The 17,995-nt window shown below is 36.2% G+C and carries 15 protein-coding genes; all 15 read right to left on the bottom strand.

The window, feature by feature from the left end:
* Positions 1–16: 16 nt before the first annotated feature.
* The 15 genes from tig to rpoC all read right to left on the bottom strand — a co-directional run bounded on the left by tig (position 17) and on the right by rpoC (position 17,988).
* Positions 17–1,303, bottom strand: coding sequence for a trigger factor (gene tig, locus CLOCL_RS03265; protein ID WP_014254008.1), 1,287 nt, complete (start codon positions 1,301–1,303; stop codon positions 17–19).
* Positions 1,304–1,619: 316 nt separating this feature from the next.
* Positions 1,620–2,321 (bottom strand): metallophosphoesterase, encoded by a 702-nt coding sequence (locus CLOCL_RS03260; protein WP_014254007.1) that lies wholly within the window; start codon positions 2,319–2,321, stop codon positions 1,620–1,622.
* Complete coding sequence (gene uvrC, locus CLOCL_RS03255; RefSeq protein ID WP_014254006.1) at positions 2,322–4,178, bottom strand: excinuclease ABC subunit UvrC; 1,857 nt, start codon at positions 4,176–4,178, stop codon at positions 2,322–2,324.
* Between the two features lie 129 nt (positions 4,179–4,307).
* The gene (ptsP, locus tag CLOCL_RS03250; RefSeq protein WP_014254005.1) at positions 4,308–6,038 is read right to left on the bottom strand and encodes a phosphoenolpyruvate--protein phosphotransferase; all 1,731 of its coding nucleotides are present in this window, start codon (positions 6,036–6,038) and stop codon (positions 4,308–4,310) included.
* A 6-nt stretch (positions 6,039–6,044) separates the two neighbouring features.
* The gene (locus tag CLOCL_RS03245; RefSeq protein WP_014254004.1) at positions 6,045–6,308 is read right to left on the bottom strand and encodes an HPr family phosphocarrier protein; all 264 of its coding nucleotides are present in this window, start codon (positions 6,306–6,308) and stop codon (positions 6,045–6,047) included.
* 151 nt (positions 6,309–6,459) lie between these two features.
* Positions 6,460–7,365: a VanW family protein gene (locus CLOCL_RS03240; protein ID WP_014254003.1), complete on the bottom strand. Its 906-nt coding sequence runs from the start codon at positions 7,363–7,365 to the stop codon at positions 6,460–6,462.
* Between the two features lie 245 nt (positions 7,366–7,610).
* Positions 7,611–7,883: a hypothetical protein gene (locus CLOCL_RS03235; protein ID WP_014254002.1), complete on the bottom strand. Its 273-nt coding sequence runs from the start codon at positions 7,881–7,883 to the stop codon at positions 7,611–7,613.
* Positions 7,884–8,047: 164 nt separating this feature from the next.
* A complete protein-coding gene (locus CLOCL_RS03230; RefSeq protein ID WP_014254001.1) occupies positions 8,048–8,626 on the bottom strand; it encodes an anti-sigma factor family protein in 579 nt (192 codons plus the stop codon).
* Positions 8,623–9,177: an RNA polymerase sigma factor gene (locus CLOCL_RS03225; protein WP_014254000.1), complete on the bottom strand. Its 555-nt coding sequence runs from the start codon at positions 9,175–9,177 to the stop codon at positions 8,623–8,625. Before CLOCL_RS03225 ends, CLOCL_RS03230 begins: the two co-directional genes overlap by 4 nt.
* A gap of 140 nt (positions 9,178–9,317) precedes the next feature.
* Positions 9,318–10,520, bottom strand: coding sequence for an elongation factor Tu (gene tuf, locus CLOCL_RS03220; RefSeq protein WP_014253999.1), 1,203 nt, complete (start codon positions 10,518–10,520; stop codon positions 9,318–9,320).
* 128 nt (positions 10,521–10,648) lie between these two features.
* Complete coding sequence (gene fusA, locus CLOCL_RS03215) at positions 10,649–12,727, bottom strand: elongation factor G (protein ID WP_014253998.1); 2,079 nt, start codon at positions 12,725–12,727, stop codon at positions 10,649–10,651.
* A 71-nt stretch (positions 12,728–12,798) separates the two neighbouring features.
* Positions 12,799–13,269 (bottom strand): 30S ribosomal protein S7, encoded by a 471-nt coding sequence (rpsG, locus tag CLOCL_RS03210; protein ID WP_014253997.1) that lies wholly within the window; start codon positions 13,267–13,269, stop codon positions 12,799–12,801.
* 170 nt (positions 13,270–13,439) lie between these two features.
* Positions 13,440–13,868 (bottom strand): 30S ribosomal protein S12, encoded by a 429-nt coding sequence (gene rpsL / locus CLOCL_RS03205; protein WP_014253996.1) that lies wholly within the window; start codon positions 13,866–13,868, stop codon positions 13,440–13,442.
* 109 nt (positions 13,869–13,977) lie between these two features.
* On the bottom strand, positions 13,978–14,220 hold the full coding sequence (locus CLOCL_RS03200) for a ribosomal L7Ae/L30e/S12e/Gadd45 family protein (protein ID WP_014253995.1): 243 nt from the start codon (positions 14,218–14,220) through the stop codon (positions 13,978–13,980).
* 270 nt (positions 14,221–14,490) lie between these two features.
* Positions 14,491–17,988, bottom strand: coding sequence for a DNA-directed RNA polymerase subunit beta' (gene rpoC / locus CLOCL_RS03195; protein WP_027622545.1), 3,498 nt, complete (start codon positions 17,986–17,988; stop codon positions 14,491–14,493).
* Positions 17,989–17,995 lie beyond the last annotated feature (7 nt).

Genomic DNA, 17,995 nt, shown 5'->3' with positions numbered 1-17,995 from the left:
CTAAATTAAACCTATATTAAACGATTTTTGCACTGTCAACCAAGAATTGAACTGTCTTTCTTATTCTTATATTATCTTTAATATATTCTATATCGTTATCCTGCAAATGTTTCTTAAATTCTTCCACATCGGTTTTATAATTTTCAGCCATCTTTTCAATCTCTTCATCAAACTCTTCTTCAGTAGCTTGAATATTCTCTGCTTTGCTTACGGCATCCAAAACAAGCTGAGTCCTAACTTCTGCTTCAGCTCTCTTTTCAAACTGATTTCTAAAATCTGTATATTCAAGGCCCATGATGTTAAGATACTTTTCAAGGTCAAGACCTTGATAACGCAATCTCATATCAAAATCTCTAACAAGATTGTCAATATGCCTTTGTATCATAACATTGGGAATTTCAACTTCCGCATTTTCACATACCTTGTTTATTATCTTTTCTTCAGTCTCATGTCTTGCTTTATGCTCTGCTGCTTCTTTGAGTTTATTTCTTATATCGTTCTTGTATTCTTCAAGGGTATCAAATTCGCTTACGTCTTTTGCAAATTCATCATCTATAACAGGTAATTCCTTAACCTTTATATCATTAATAATTACCTTAAACAAAGCTTTCTTTCCTGCAAGTTCTTCATTGGAATAATCTTCCGGGAATGTAACATTAACTTCCACATCATCCCCCGGCATAGCTCCAATGAGCTGATCTTCAAAGCCATCAATAAAGTTTCCTGATCCGATTTCAAGCCTGTAACCGCTTGCTTTTCCTCCTTCAAAGGGCACACCGTCAATGAATCCTTCAAAGTCTATATCAGCTATATCTCCTTTTTGGATACCTCTATCTTCAACAGTTATCAGTCTTGCACTCTTTTCAGCTACTTTGTTTATTTCTTTTTCAACATCATCTTCTGTTACAATAACGTTTATTTTCTCAACTTCGATACCTTTATACTGCCCTAAGACAACTTCAGGTCTGACAGTAACATCTGCAACAAAAATAAGGTTTTTGCCCTTTCCTATTTGCTTAATATCTATTTCAGGTCTGTCCACAGGATGAATATCGTTTTCTTCCACGGCTTTATCATAAGCTTCAGCACAAACTATATTTATAGCATCTTCATAAAGAACTTCCACTCCATAGTATCTTTCCACTATGTTTCTCGGTGCCTTACCTTTTCTAAAGCCAGGAACATTAAATTTCTTAATGTTCTTTAAATAGGATTTTTGCAAACCCTCTTCAAATTTTGCAGCATCAACTTCTATTTCAAGTCGAACTCTATTTTTTTCCGTTTTTTCCACCTTAACACTCATTTTACAACCGTTCCTCCCATTATTTGCTTTATATTAATAATATTTTTTTCAATTCCTATGTACCGAAATCCGGTTTAAAACTTAGGCTCTAAATCCTATATTTTAAGCGTACTATTACAATGTACAAAAAATCAGCCATTCCATTATAACATAATATATTTTGAAAAGCCAATATTAAGCTCCAAAATTTTTTAAAGCAGCAAGTAAAAAAAATGCCAATTCAATCTATTTAAGCTTGTTTCCCAGTATAAATCTTTTTCAAAATAATATAATTTCCCAATTATAGTATTATTTCTCAAAAACAGCATTGCAAAATTTACAGCTTTAAAGGTTCGAAATTTAAGAAATCCGCTGATACAAGATTAAATTCTATTCCGTCAAATTCTCCTACTACAGCACTTTTGAAACCGGCACCATGTAAGTGACCGTATATGCATCTTCGTACATTGTATTTCCTCATTATTTCCACAAATTCCGACGGTTCCTTTTTTGCATTAAACGGGGGGTAGTGCATAGCTACGATAATATTTTCAGCTGCTGTACCGATACAGGAACTTTTTAATGAAAGTTCAAGTCTCTGAAGCTCCCTTTCATATATTTTTCCATCCTCTTTAGAAAATTCGTCATCCCCCGGGCATTTCCATCCTCTTGTACCGCAAAAAGTAGTTCCTTCTATATTATAACTGTTATTATGCATAAAACTTATGGTCTTAAAATTATTGGCATCTAAAAATTTATTTAACTTACTTAAGGTAGTCCACCAATAATCGTGGTTTCCCTTTGATATTATCTTTTTTCCGGGCAACGATTCTATAAAATTAAAATCTTCGTAGGCTTGTTCAAGATACGTTGCCCACGAGATATCTCCCGGAATAATAATGTAATCTTCATCCTTTACGACCTTTATCCAGTTTTGCTTCAATCTTTCCATGTAATTATACCATCTTTCGCCGAAAATATCCATTGGCTTGTCTATACTTAAAGCCAGATGGAGGTCGGATATTGCAAATATCGACATCTATATTCTGCTCCCACCGTTAAAATATTCAAATATTTTATTGGCAAGCCCGGGACTTATTCCCTCAACAGCTTCCAAATCATTTACACTTGCTTTTTGTATATTTTTTATTGACCCAAAATGCTTTAACAAAGCTTTTTTCCTTTTTGGTCCAATACCCTCTATTTTGTCCAATTCAGAACCTTTATATCTCTTTTGTACAAGCTTTCTGTTATACTCCAGGGCAAAGCGGTGTGCTTCGTCCTGTATTGCAGTAACAAATCTGAGTAAATCGAGATCCTTTGAAAGATCAATCTCTTTATTTCCCGTTACCAGCCCTCTCGTCCTGTGACGGTCATCTTTTACCATTCCGGCAACAGGTATCGATATATTCATTTCTTCTAAGACACTTAAAACCGAATTTACATGTCCTAGTCCTCCATCCACCAAAATCAATTGTGGCAGTTTGCTGAATTTAGCCTCTGAATTCTTATCCTCTTTCTCTTTTTTTGCATGGTTAAATCTTCTGAAAATAACTTCCTGCATACTGGCGTAATCGTTCTGGGATTCCACCGATTTTATTTTAAATCTCCTATACTCCTTTTTCTCAGGATGTCCTCCTTCGAACACCACCATAGATGCCACTATCTCAGTGCTTCCGGTATTGGAAATATCATAAGCTTCTATTCTGTTGGGCATCTCCTCCAGTTCAAGAATCTCCTTTAATTTTGCCATCCCTTCCTTTGCAAGCTTATCCTGATTTTTTATGTTCTCTTTAAATTGGTTCAGTGCAATAAGTGCATTCTGGGATACCATCTCAACAAGTTTTAACTTCTCGCCTCTTCTGGGTACTTTTATGTGTACTTTGGTTTCTCTTCTGGAGCTAAGCCATCTTTCAATTATATCTGCTTCATCTATATCTTCCTGGAGGACTATCTCACTGGGAACATATGCAGCAGATGTATAAAACTGCTTTACAAAAGACGTCATCAGTTCCTTGTCCGAAACATCCCCGATTCCTTCAAATATAAAGTGTTCTCTTCCAATAAGTTTTCCTCCCCTTATAAAAAACACTTGAATACATGAATCGGTAGGATCTTTGGAAAATGCAATTACATCCTGATCGGACAAAACATTGCTGACAACCTTCTGTTTTTGTGATATGTGCTTTAAGCTTGCAATCTTATCTCTTAAAGCAGCGGCTTTTTCAAATTCCATATTTTCCGCAGCCTTAAGCATATCCCTTTCAAGTCTCTTAATTATCTCTTCCTGTTTACCTCCTAAAAAGCTGCATATATCATTCATTAATGCCCTATATTCTTCTTTGTTTATATTTCCCTGGCAGGGACCTAAGCATTGGTGTATATGATAATTAAGACAAGGTCTCTGCTTCTTTCCATCCTTGGTAAATACCCTATTGCATGTTTTTATGGGAAATAGCTTTTTTATAAGATCTATTGTGTTCTTTACTGCAAAAGCACTGGTGTAAGGCCCAAAGTATTTTGCACCGTCCTTTTCTACCTTTCTTGTCATTAATATTCTAGGAAATTCTTCATTCATTGTCACTTTAATATAAGGATAGCTTTTGTCATCCTTAAGCAATATGTTAAACTTAGGACGATATTTTTTTATAAGGTTACATTCCAATATCAGTGCTTCTAATTCAGTATCCGTTACAATATATTCAAATTCCTTTATTCTGGAGACCATTGCCTTTACTTTGGGAGTATGATTGGCCGACGATTGAAAATACTGCCTTACTCTGTTTTTTAGTACAACGGCTTTACCTACATATATTATTTCACCGTTACTGTCTTTCATAAGATAAACGCCCGGTTTATCGGGCAGTTTTTTTAGTTCTTCCTGTATATTAAACATAAATATCACCAAAATCGTTTTCACATAGTTACCTATTCAATCTTGCCATTTCAAATCAAATCTGCATTCTTCGAAATCATAAAATCCATTGTACAATTCCCCGCAGTAAAATAAAAACAACATTTAAAATTATGTACTTAATAAAGATGAATGATACAATATTTCTTTCACTTCTTCCATACTCTTGCTTTGTACTGCCATTTCGGCTATTTTAGCCGCTTCTTTCAAGCTTGTCTTTCTAATAACATCATATATATCATAAAATGAGCCTAAGGTAATGCTAAAATCTTTGACTCCTAAGCCAAGTAAAATAATAAGCGATAAAGGATCGGATGCCATTTCGCCGCATAAAACTACAGGCTTACCGTTCTCTTTCGCACAATCGACACACTTCTTGACTGTCTTAACAAATTCAGGTTCAAGATAATTATCCTTTAACACTGCAGAACAATTTCTATTAAGTCCGCAAAACTGATATAACAAATCATTGGTTCCAATATTTATAAAATCAACTTCTAACATTATATTTTCTATATCATTAACGGCAGAAATAGTTTCAATAAATGCACCTATTTTTAAACTCTTACAATCCTCATTGTTAGCTTTTTCTTCATTTTCAATGCCTCTTATTATTTTCTTAACCTCTCTTATTTCTTCTGCTGAGGTAACCATCGGAAAAGTGATACCTATATTACCACATACATTCGCTCTTATTATTGAGCGCATTTGCAAAGCCAGTTCATCTTTATTTTCAAGAGACCTTTTAATCCCTCTTGCAATACTTTCAGATGTTGATTTATAAAAATCAAAAGTATCCAGTATTTTATCTTCTCCCAAATCAACAGTCCTTATAACCACCATTCGGTTTTTCATTGCCTTAGCCATTTTTAAGTATACAGCAAACTGTCTCTTTTCATCCGGTACTTTTGAATAATTCATAAATATGGACTCTGTCCTGACAAGCCCAATTCCGTCAAAATTAGCCTTTCTTGCAATATTGAATTCCTTCAAGCTGCTAATACTTGCATACAGACATATTTTATGCCCGTCTGTTGTAACAGCCGGATCAAAATAATCAATATTCTCAATACTGTCAATGTTCTTTAACTTTTCACTATAGCTGTGAATTTCAGTGCTGTTGGGATTTACTATCACAATTCCCTTATTACAATCTAAAACTACATCTCTATTTTGATATTTTGAAATCTCTTTATAATTAATACCACCGATAGTCGGTATTCCAACACTTTTAAGTATTATTGAAGCATGGGTAAAATATCCGGCACCCTCCTGGGCAATAACCCCTCTAACATCTTTTTTGCTAAGAATACCGGCAATTATAGGATTCAACTCTTTTACAGCCACTATATGGGATGAATTTATTTCATCCAGATTCATTTCACCGTTGCTGTTTATATTTTTAATAAGCCTTCTTCTGATATCATTCAAGTCAAAAATACGATTCTTTATATATTCGTTATCACTTTCCTGTATACAGTCTATATATTTCTGTATACATGTATATATGGCATAATCCGCATGATATTTCTTTTCCCTTATGGCATTTTTCATTTCTTCAAAAAAACAAGAGTCATCTAAAATTTCATTATAAAATTCGAAGATTCTGTTCTCCTCTTCACTAAGCAGTCCTTTAAATCCATCTTTCAAATCATATATCTCTATAAAAGTCTTGCAAATAGCAACTTCCAGCTCTGTTATCTGGTTTTCCACCTCAGATTCTTCAATTAACCGAGGGTTCACATCATAGTCTATATCCGTTAGAGTGATAAGCTTTGCGACAGCCATTCCTCCGGATACAGGCACTCCTTCAAATACAGTCCTATCTCTATAATCGCACAATATTTTTTATTCCCCCAAACCAGTTGCCAAATAGCTTTCCAGTTCGCTGACGGCCTGACATTCATCCTCACCCTCAGCAATTATAGTTATTTTATTTCCATTACCTACTCCCAACGAAAGCAGGCCTAATAAACTTTTGGCATTTGCTTTGCGCTCTCCCTTTTCAACCCATATACTGGACTTAAAATTTGATGCCTTTTGAATAAAGAGTGCGGCAGGCTTTGATTCTAATCCAGATATATTGTTAACTGTTATTTCCTTTTTTGTCATAACGTAATTTGCCTCCTCAATTTAATACTCTATATTCAGAATTATATCAAATAATGTCATGTAAGCAACTTAAATTTTATAATTTGTAACTTTATTTTAGAAAAATACTGTTACTTTGCACTGAATTTCAAAAAAATACTGTTACTATATTTTACAGCAGGCTTGTATCCTTAATTTCAAATAATTTTACTGTGACTTTCCCCTCGGAAACATTCACATTTATTATTACAGGATTTTCCCGATTATTTACAAATTTCAAGTCTGCTCCTCCATATACTACTGTCGCATCTTTACCTTTTTCAATATAGGGTACTTTTTTTGAATGTTGATGTCGTTCAGTAATTTCCAATCCGGCTTCCAATGCAGCATTATAAAGCGTAGTTGAAATCTGGCATATACCTCCGCCAACTCCATATCCTTTCTTAGGTCCTTTTTCAGTTATAACAATAATAGGAGCTTTCTTATACCCTTTTTCTTTTGTTCTCCTTCCCAATGTTCCATTAAATGAAAATTCTTCTCCCGGCATAATTTGTACACCGTTTATATAATCACTGGCAACTTTTATATTATTGACTCTTGATTTTTGGTCATCCAGTATCTCTGTGGAGAAATTTCCTATTTCAACTATGTTCTTTTTTATAGTCTCCGATGTTATATCAGGCTTAACTTCTTCAATAACAGGTTCCACTGTTGCCCCTTCTGATGCCTGCAAAATCGACTCAACGGTCTTGTCTATATTTAATTTCCTGCCGTTTTTTTCAGGTTCTATACTCCACTTTTCTTTGTCAAAAGTTGCATTTTTAGGCTCAACATTTATTTCCTTAGAGTACTCGTTTAAAATTTTCCTTATCTCTTCAATATCCAATCCTTTTAAGTTTCTTTTTCCAAAATATACTTCCTTATTAAGGGTTCTATTGCTAATTTTGTCCGCCATGTAATCCAACTTAATCTTATTATCTTCAGCCTCTTTTCTAGTACTATCTAATTTGCAGCCTAATGCGAACATGGGAATCAAACATATGGAAACTAGCTTGTAAATTTTTAAAACCATTCTCATTTTACCACCTCCTGATATACCTTTCTTTAGCATTCTTCAGTCACTGTAAATTAGCCCATTTTTCTTTTAATTAGCTTTTTTTATTAATTTTTTTTAATTTAATTTAATAATAATTACATAATTTTTTTTAAATGTTTATAATACTAATGCAAGAAATAACAAGTCAAGTTTAAGTAATCCTATTTCCAAAAAGATTACTATATCTTCTAAAAATGAATTTAGAAGATATAGTAAACATTTTACCTTTAATAACCAATCATCTGTTCCGATAAAAGTACATATACTATTCCAAGAAGAATATTAATAATTCCCAGTGCTAAATTTGCTATTATTAAAGTGTTTCCGCTGCCTTTTATTTTTCTGTTTAATAAAATACCGAAGGTCATTCCTAATATTGCGAACAAGGGAGAAATAAAAATTGTCAGTGCTGCACTTATCCATCCTAAGATTACATAGAGTTTCACATTTTCTTCTCTATAATTTAAATTTTTCTCTTTTCCATAAAAATCCTCGCTCATAGAATCACCTCCGTGTAATTATTATTAGTGATAAAAAAACATATAATTCGAAGTATTATTTTCAAAGTATGAATATTCGATGAAATAATAAAAAAAATGTGCAATTTTCATTTGCTGAAAATTACACATTTTTTTATTATTTTCAGATATTGTTTGCCTTTATATTATTCATTTGTAAGTATATGAGCTGATTTATTGGATTTATTTTCAATTTCTTTTGTTTTATATATTTTCGATATGGCTGCAATAACAAGTAATCCCACAAATATGAAATAAATATCACTAAATATGGAATTAAAACAATATATTAATCTGACTGATATTTTCACTTTATATGCAAAACTGCAAAGCATTCCATATACCTTATATGCAATCCCCGCAGGAATTCCCGCATATTTCATAATTTCTAAAATGTAATCTCTTAAAAAAACAGAACAAATTGTCAATCCCATCAAAATAAAAATAGCTGATAAAAAACACAAAGTAAGGAGTCTCTTTTTTCTTATTAATTTTGAACCGGCCTCTGTCAGCTCAATTTTACTCATAACTGCCATTTCAAAATCATCAGGAGGTTCAATTTCATTATTTTCTTCAAGAACTTTTATAATACTGTTATATTCTTGAAATTCAGCACAGCATTTACTGCATTTGTTTATATGATAAATCAGCTTTGCATGCTCTGAACTGTTAAGCTCGCCGTCTAAGTATTTCATCATATAATCATAAGCCTGATTGCAATTCACAGAATCCCCTCCTCTCTTTGTGCCGATAGTTTTTCTTTAAGCATTTTCCTTGCTCTGTACAGTCTGTTTTTTATTATGCTCATGGGTTCGTTGAGAACTTGCGTCATTTCCTCATAAGACAATCCGTTTTTATGATATAGTATCAACGGCACCCGATATTTCTCAGGCAGTTTTGACAGTTCACTAATAATCCGCTCACTCTGTTCCTGCTTAATATAACTTGATTCAGGAGTTTCAATATCACTGGAAACACCAACAACCTCATCAATAGACGTTGTATCGATTTTTTTCTTTCTAACAACATCGAGACAATAATTTGTAGCTATCTTCACTGCCCACGTTGAAAACTTGTATTGCGGATCATATTTATCAAGAGCTTTGTATATTTTTATAAATACCTCCTGAGCAATATCATTTACTTCTTCTTTATCATATATTATATTATATATTACATTATATATTAATTTTTTATATCTGGTAACCAGTTCGGCAAAAGCTTCTTTTTCTCCTGCAAGGCATTTTTTTATTATAACAATATCCGGTGTTTCCAATAATATTTCACCTCCCTCTCATATAATTTATATACATTTATATACGCATTAGAATTCGTTTTGTCTGATTTCTGTTTGATCTTCCAATAACAAAAGGGATTGGATTTTGTCCAACCCCTTTCGTTTATCATTGATTGATATTATTCTATAATCTTGTTAACGTTACCTGATCCAACAGTTCTTCCACCCTCACGAATAGCGAACTTCAATCCTTCGTCCATAGCTATCGGAGTGATCAATTTAACTTTCATTGTTACGTGGTCACCAGGCATAACCATTTCAGTACCTTCAGGGAGTTCAACAACTCCTGTAACGTCAGTAGTTCTGAAGTAGAACTGAGGTCTGTAATTGTTGAAGAATGGAGTATGTCTTCCACCTTCTTCTTTTGTCAATACGTAAACTTGAGCTTCGAAATAAGTATGAGGTTTAATTGAACCAGGTTTTGCAAGAACTTGTCCTCTTTCAATTTCGTCTCTCTGAATACCTCTTAAGAGAGCACCGATATTGTCACCGGCTTCAGCTTGATCAAGAAGCTTTCTGAACATTTCTATACCGGTTACAACAGTCTTCTTAGGAGCGTCCATCAAACCAACGATTTCAACTTCGTCGGAAAGTTTTAATTGACCTCTTTCAACCCTACCTGTAGCAACTGTTCCACGACCTGTGATAGAGAATACGTCTTCTACAGGCATAAGGAATGGTTTGTCAACTGCTCTTTGAGGAGTTGGAATGTATTCATCAACTTTATTCATCAACTCCAAGATTGGTGCATATTCAGGAGCATCAGGTGTTGTAGCTGTGCACTCAAGAGCTTTAAGAGCTGATCCTCTAATTATTGGAATTTCATCTCCTGGGAATTCGTAGGAGCTTAACAATTCTCTAACTTCCATTTCAACTAATTCAATAAGCTCTTCGTCGTCAACCATATCACACTTGTTTAAGAAAACAACTATGTATGGAACGCCAACCTGACGAGCCAAAAGAATGTGTTCTCTTGTCTGAGGCATTGGACCATCAGCAGCTGAAACAACAAGGATAGCACCGTCCATCTGAGCTGCACCAGTGATCATGTTCTTAACGTAGTCAGCGTGACCTGGGCAGTCAACGTGTGCATAGTGTCTAGTTTCAGTTTCATATTCAACGTGAGATGTTGAAATTGTGATACCTCTTTCTTTTTCTTCAGGAGCCTTGTCAATCTGGTCATATGCAGAATATTGTGCCTTTCCTTGATAGCTTAATACTTTTGTTATAGCTGCAGTCAATGAAGTCTTACCATGGTCAACGTGACCTATAGTTCCGATATTAACGTGGGGTTTACTTCTTTCAAATTTAGCTTTTGCCATTATTAATTCTCCTCCTTTTTCAGTAAACTACTGATTTTTTGATTACTATAATTATTCTTTACAGGGAATATACAGGTTTTGCATATTCCCCGGTTAATATTGATTTCCTCATTAATCATACGTAAATTTTATTTACCTGTTCTGCCATTTATAACAGCTTCCTGAATGTTTCTAGGAACCTCTTCAAAATGGCTTATTTGCATTGTGAATACTCCTCTACCCTGAGTTCTTGAACGCAAGGCTGTAGCGTATCCAAACATTTCAGCCAATGGAACAAAAGCATTTATAACCTGAACTCCATTTCGTGCTTCCATTCCTTCAATTCTTCCTCTTCTTGAGTTTAAGTCACCCATAACATCTCCCATATAATCTTCGGGAACTGTAACACTGACTTTCATTATAGGCTCAAGAAGCACAGGATCTGCCTTTTTCATACCATCCTTAAACGCCATCGATCCCGCTATCTTAAATGCCATTTCCGAAGAGTCAACTTCGTGGTAGGATCCATCATAAAGGGTTACTTTTACATCCACAACCGGATATCCACCCAGAACACCGTTATTCATTGCTTCCTGGATACCTGCATCAATTGCCGGGATATATTCTTTTGGAATTACACCACCAACAATTTTGTTAACGAACTCATATCCAGTTCCGGGTTCTTTCGGCTCAATTTCAATCCAGCAGTGACCATACTGACCTCTACCACCAGACTGTCTGACAAATTTACCTTCTGATTTAACAGTCTTTCTGATAGTTTCTTTGTATGCAACCTGAGGATTACCGACATTTGCCTCAACTTTAAATTCCCTCATCAGTCGGTCAACAATAATGTCAAGGTGCAATTCTCCCATACCTGATATTATAGTTTGCCCAGTATCGGGGTCAGTATGCGTTCTGAAGGTTGGGTCTTCTTCTGCAAGCTTTGCCAAAGCCAATGACATCTTTTCCTGACCGGCTTTTGTCTTAGGCTCAATTGCAACCGAAATAACAGGTTCCGGGAACTCCATGGACTCCAATATTACAGGATGTGCCTCATCACACAAGGTATCTCCTGTTGTAGTATCCTTGAGTCCTACAGCAGCTGCAATATCTCCAGAATAAACCATGTCGATTTCTTCTCTATGGTTTGCATGCATCTGAAGAATTCTGCCTATTCTTTCCCTTTTACCTTTAGTTGCATTGAGTACATAGGAACCGGAACTTAATTTCCCGGAGTAAACTCTAAAGAAGCACAACTTTCCTACAAAGGGGTCAGCCATTATCTTAAATGCCAATGCAGCAAACGGTGCATCGTCATCAGCAGGTCTTTCTATCTCCTGTTCCCCATCCTGAGTCATACCCTTAATTGGTGGTATGTCCAAAGGTGACGGTAAATAGTCAACAACAGCATCCAGGAGATTCTGAACACCCTTGTTTTTATATGAAGAACCACACAAAACAGGAGTCATGCTAACATTAACAGTAGCTTTTCTTATACCTGCTTTGATTTCTTCAAGGGTAAGTTCTTCACCCTCTAAGTACTTCATCATAAGTTCTTCATCTTGTTCGGCAACAGCCTCTACAAGCTTGTTCCTATATTCTCCAGCCAATTCCTTCATATCATCCGGAATTTCTCTCTCTTCAATTACTTTTCCGAGATCATCCATAAAATAGTATGCTTTCATCAATACGAGGTCTATTATTCCGGCATACTTATCCTCACTACCTATCGGCAGCTGAATGGGAATAGCATTAGCCTGAAGTCTTTCCTTCATCATTTTTACACAGTTGAAGAAATCGGCTCCAATTATGTCCATCTTGTTGACATAAGCTATACGAGGAACATGGTATTTGTCCGCTTGTCTCCAAACTGTTTCCGATTGCGGTTCAACACCGCCTTTAGCACAGAACACTGCAACAGCTCCGTCAAGAACACGAAGTGATCTCTCAACTTCAACTGTAAAGTCAACGTGCCCCGGCGTATCTATAATATTTATTCTAGTTCCTTTCCATTGAGCAGTAGTAGCAGCAGATGTAATTGTTATACCTCTTTCCTGCTCCTGCTCCATCCAGTCCATAGTTGCAGAACCTTCATGAGTCTCACCTATTTTATGAACCCTACCGGTATAAAATAGTATACGCTCTGTAGTTGTTGTTTTACCAGCATCTATATGAGCCATTATTCCTATATTTCTAGTATTCTCTAAGCTAAATTGCCTGGGCATATCTACCTTCCTTTCAAAACAATCACGCTTTTGCAACAGCAAATTTAACAAAATGATACAAATTTATAAAATTACCATCTGTAATGTGCAAAAGCCTTATTAGCTTCAGCCATTTTATGAGTATCTTCTTTCTTTTTAAAAGCTCCGCCCATACTATTGGTTGCATCTATTATTTCAGCAGCAAGCCTTTCCTTCATAGTCCTTTCATTTCTGAGTCTTGCATAGTTGACCAACCATCTTAAACCTAAAGCTTGTCTTCTTTCGGGTCTAACTTCTACAGGAACTTGGTAGGTAGCACCACCTACTCTCCTTGCTTTTACTTCAAGAACCGGCATAACATTGTTTAATGCCTGTTCGAAAACTTCAAGCGGATCTTTTCCGGTCTTTTCTCTGATTATGTCGAATGCTCCATAACAAATCTTTTGAGCAATACCTTTTTTGCCGTCTTTCATTATATTATTGATAAGTTTTGTAACAACTTTGTCATTATAAATAGGATCCGGCAATACATCTCTTCTAATTACATGACCTTTTCTTGGCACCTTTCTTCCCTCCTTCTCATGATATAAAATATCATCGGTACTCGCGAGCACAGCAATTTGCATGCCCGTCGTCAGTGCTGCGTACTTGCTCATTATATAAAAATATATATATAAACAACGTACTTAGCACCCTTTAACTACCATACATCGTGCAAAGCACGTTGTATGATTTACTTGCCAGCTGCACCTGCTTTCGGTTTCTTTGCACCATATTTGGATCTTCCCTGCATTCTCTTTGCAACACCTGCAGTATCAAGTGTTCCACGAATAATATGGTACCTAACACCCGGTAAATCTTTAACCCTTCCTCCTCTGATGAGAACAACACTGTGTTCCTGAAGATTGTGGCCTATACCGGGAATATATGCAGTTACTTCAATACCGTTAGTTAAGCGAACCCTAGCAACCTTTCTTAACGCAGAGTTAGGTTTCTTAGGAGTTGTTGTCTTAACTACAGTACATACGCCTCTCTTTTGAGGAGAGCTTATGTTTGTAGGTTTTCTCTTCAATGAGTTGAACCCTTTCTGCAGTGCAGGTGAAGTTGATTTCTTTTTAATAGTCTGTCTTCCTTTTCTAACTAACTGGTTAAACGTTGGCATCCTTTCACCTCCTTTTATTGATTATGTAATATAAAAATCTTTGAGACTTCAGGTCTCATTGATTTTAACATTTGCCTCAATCAATTTATATTTGCTATATGATTAAAAATTATTCAAGTGTACAGGCAACTGATGCTCCAACATCTATATTACAAGCTTTTCCTAACATCTTCATGGTATCCACATATCTAATCTCAATACCATCTTTTTTACATAACTCAATAACTTTTCCCACTACACGCTCATCAGCATCTTTAGCGACAAAAACCAACTTTGCCGTACCTCTTTCGATTGCCTTAACTGTCTGCTTGACTCCCACTGCTTTATTTACATTCTTTAAGTTCTCAAGCATCTTTAACCCTCCTTACCGGTAAGGAACCATTAACGATTATGTCGCTACCTACTAGGCTTTAATAGAAAACTTAAGTCTCCCTAAAACTCTGCAGTTTTGCTGTTACGTGCACCAGTCCCATTCAAATATACAATTCACGATTTTACATACTGAAATATTTTATCACCAACATTATTATTTTGTCAAGGAGTGCGAAAAAAAACATACAAGTATGCGCAATAAAATCTCGTACTTTAAAGTACGAGATTTTATTTATGTCTAATAAAATAATTATTCAGTCACTGTACTGATGCTAATGTCCTTGTACCTGCTCATACCTGTTCCTGCCGGTATCAACTTACCGATAATAACATTCTCCTTAAGACCAACCAATGGATCTACCTTTCCTTTTATAGCTGCTTCTGTCAATACTCTTGTGGTTTCCTGGAATGATGCAGCCGACAAGAACGATTCGGTAGCAAGGGATGCTTTTGTAATTCCCAATAATGCACGCTTACCAACAGCAGGTCTCTTGCCTTCTGCCACAGCTTTTGCATTCTCTTCTTCAAAATCGAACAAATCAACAAGCCCACCGGGTAGGAGATTTGTATCACCGGCATCTTCTACTTTTACTTTCCTTAACATCTGTCTTACAATAACTTCAATATGCTTATCATTGATGTCAACCCCCTGTAGTCTGTACACTCTTTGTACTTCTTGCAGGAGATATGCCTGAACTGCATTTACACCTTTAATTTTCAATATGTCATGAGGATTTACAGAACCTTCTGTCAGCTCATCACCGGCTTCAACATGATCCCCGTCCATTACTCTAATTCTTGAACCGTAAGGAATCAGATAATTCCTTGCTTCACCGTCATCAGATGTAACCACAATTTCTCTCTTTTTCTTTGATTCAACAATTTTTACAGTACCGTTTATTTCTGATATAATAGCTAATCCCTTAGGTTTTCTTGCTTCAAAAAGCTCTTCAACACGAGGCAAACCTTGCGTGATGTCATCACCGGCAACACCACCGGTATGGAAGGTTCTCATTGTAAGCTGTGTTCCAGGCTCACCTATGGATTGTGCAGCAATGATACCGACAGCTTCACCTACATTGCATTCCTCACCGGTTGCAAGATTCATACCATAGCATTTTGCACAGACTCCATATTCAGAGTGGCAAGTCAATACGGATCTTATCTTTACTTTCTTTATTCCGCTCTTTATAATTTTTTCTGCATCCTTTTCAGTGATCATATGGTCAACCGGTACCAATATCTCACCGGTTTCAGGATGAACGATATTACCTGCCGGATACCTTCCGATTATTCTTTCTGAAAGTTCTTCTATTACCTCGTTACCATCTTTTATATCTGAAACTTCTATACCTTTCTTTGTTCCACAATCAGTTTCCCTTACTATTACATCCTGGCTAACGTCAACAAGACGTCTTGTCAGGTAACCCGAGTCAGCAGTTCTCAAAGCTGTATCGGCAAGACCTTTTCTAGCACCGTGAGTTGAAATGAAGAATTCCATAACGTTCAATCCTTCACGGAAATTCGCCTTTATAGGAACCTCAATGGTTTTACCCGAAGTATCGGCCATAAGTCCTCTCATACCGGCCAACTGTTTTATCTGGTTAATATTACCTCTCGCTCCCGACTGAGACATCATATAAACAGGGTTAAATCTGTCAAGGTTATTTATAAGAGCCTTAGTTATATTCTCCGATGCCTCATTCCAGCATGCTATAACCGAGTTGTACCTTTCTTCATCGGATATGAGACCTCTCTTGTACTGCTTCATAATATTTTCAATCTTTTCTTCGGTTTCTTTAATGTACTTAGCTTTAACTTCAGGAATAACCATATCGGATACACCTATTGTTATGGCGCCTTTAGTTGAATACCTGAATCCTTTTTCTTTAATTAAGTCAAGCAGTTTTGCCGTCTCAGTTATACCATGGACTCTTATACTTCTTTCAATTATTTTTCTAAGCTCATTTTTTCCTACCAAAAAATCTATTTCAAGATCAAACACTCTTTCAGGATCTGATCTGTCAACAAATCCAAGGTCCTGAGGTATTCCTTCGTTAAACAACAGTCTACCTACAGTGCACTCAATTAACTTGGATTTTTCCACACCATCAATAACTCTTTTCATTCTTACTTTTATTTTTGAATGGAGAGTTATATCTCCGCATTCATAAGCCATAACAGCTTCTTCCATGCTTGAGAAGACTTTTCCTTCACCTTTTGCTCCTTCTTTAATAATGGTCATATAGTAACTACCCAAAACCATGTCCTGTGTTGGAACAGCAACAGGTTTTCCATCCTGAGGTTTCAAAAGGTTATTGGCAGACAGCATTAAGAATCTGGCTTCTGCCTGTGCCTCAGCAGACAATGGTACGTGTACAGCCATCTGGTCTCCATCGAAGTCGGCATTATACGCTGTACAAACCAACGGATGAAGTTTAAGTGCCCTACCTTCTACCAATACAGGTTCAAATGCCTGAATACCAAGTCTGTGAAGAGTCGGAGCACGGTTAAGAAGTACAGGATGCTCTTTTATAACTTCTTCCAGTACGTCCCAAACTTCATTTTTTACTCTTTCTACCATTCTCTTGGCACTCTTTATATTATGAGCAAGCCCGTCATTAACAAGCTTTTTCATAACAAAAGGTTTAAACAATTCCAAAGCCATTTCTTTTGGTAATCCACACTGATATATCTTAAGTTCCGGGCCAACAACAATAACTGAACGTCCGGAATAGTCAACACGCTTTCCGAGAAGGTTTTGTCTGAAACGTCCCTGTTTACCTTTGAGCATATCGGAAAGGGATTTTAACGGTCTGTTTCCAGGCCCCGTTACCGGTCTTCCTCTTCTTCCGTTATCTATCAAAGCATCTACAGCCTCTTGAAGCATTCTCTTTTCATTTCTTACAATAATGTCAGGTGCTCCAAGATCCAGAAGTCTCTTAAGCCTGTTATTTCTGTTAATAACCCTTCTGTATAAGTCATTTAAGTCTGAAGTTGCAAATCTTCCACCGTCCAATTGTACCATTGGTCTTAATTCCGGAGGAATTACAGGTATAACGTCCAAGATCATCCACTCGGGTTTATTGCCGGATTGTCTAAAGGCCTCCACAACTTCCAATCTCTTTATGGTTCTTATTCTTTTCTGTCCTGTACTCTCAGCAAGCTCTGACCTTAATTCCTTAGCCAAAGCATCAAGGTCAATTTCCATGAGAAGCTCTTTTATTGCCTCTGCACCCATGCCTGCCCTGAAATTGCTGCCAAATTTTTCAACACTGTCTCTGTACTCTTTTTCCGACAATATCTGCTTCTTTGAAAGGGGTGTCTGGCCAGGATCAATTACCACATAAGATGCAAAATACAAAACCTTTTCAAGAGCCCTTGGCGACATATCCAGCAGCAATCCCATTCTGCTGGGAATACCTTTAAAATACCATATGTGGGATACTGGGGCAGCGAGCTCTATATGCCCCATTCTCTCTCTTCTAACCTTTGACCTTGTTACTTCAACTCCGCATCGGTCACAAACTATTCCCTTATATCTTATTCTCTTGTATTTTCCGCAATGGCACTCCCAGTCTTTTTGCGGACCAAATATTCTTTCGCAGAAGAGGCCATCTCTCTCGGGTTTTAATGTTCTATAGTTTATTGTCTCCGGCTTTTTTACTTCGCCTCTCGACCATTCTCTAATCTTTTCCGGAGAAGCTAAACCAATTTTTATCGAATCAAAATTACTTAGTTCAAACACGGCCATT

This window comes from Acetivibrio clariflavus DSM 19732 (assembly GCF_000237085.1).
GTDB lineage: Bacteria > Bacillota > Clostridia > Acetivibrionales > Acetivibrionaceae > Acetivibrio > Acetivibrio clariflavus.
Note: the sequence above shows the minus strand (reverse complement) of the source record. Positions and strands in the feature narration are given on the sequence as shown.

Bases quoted from the DNA above. Each gene is read 5' to 3' on its own strand.
- rpsL (WP_014253996.1), bottom strand. From the start codon at position 13,868: ATGCCAACGTTTAACCAGTTAGTTAGAAAAGGAAGACAGACTATTAAA.
- uvrC (WP_014254006.1), bottom strand. From the start codon at position 4,178: ATGTTTAATATACAGGAAGAACTAAAAAAACTGCCCGATAAACCGGGC.
- CLOCL_RS03235 (WP_014254002.1), bottom strand. From the start codon at position 7,883: ATGAGCGAGGATTTTTATGGAAAAGAGAAAAATTTAAATTATAGAGAA.
- CLOCL_RS03260 (WP_014254007.1), bottom strand. From the start codon at position 2,321: ATGTCGATATTTGCAATATCCGACCTCCATCTGGCTTTAAGTATAGAC.
- tig (WP_014254008.1), bottom strand. From the start codon at position 1,303: ATGAGTGTTAAGGTGGAAAAAACGGAAAAAAATAGAGTTCGACTTGAA.
- tuf (WP_014253999.1), bottom strand. From the start codon at position 10,520: ATGGCAAAAGCTAAATTTGAAAGAAGTAAACCCCACGTTAATATCGGA.
- CLOCL_RS03240 (WP_014254003.1), bottom strand. From the start codon at position 7,365: ATGAGAATGGTTTTAAAAATTTACAAGCTAGTTTCCATATGTTTGATT.
- fusA (WP_014253998.1), bottom strand. From the start codon at position 12,727: ATGCCCAGGCAATTTAGCTTAGAGAATACTAGAAATATAGGAATAATG.
- CLOCL_RS03245 (WP_014254004.1), bottom strand. From the start codon at position 6,308: ATGACAAAAAAGGAAATAACAGTTAACAATATATCTGGATTAGAATCA.
- CLOCL_RS03200 (WP_014253995.1), bottom strand. From the start codon at position 14,220: ATGCTTGAGAACTTAAAGAATGTAAATAAAGCAGTGGGAGTCAAGCAG.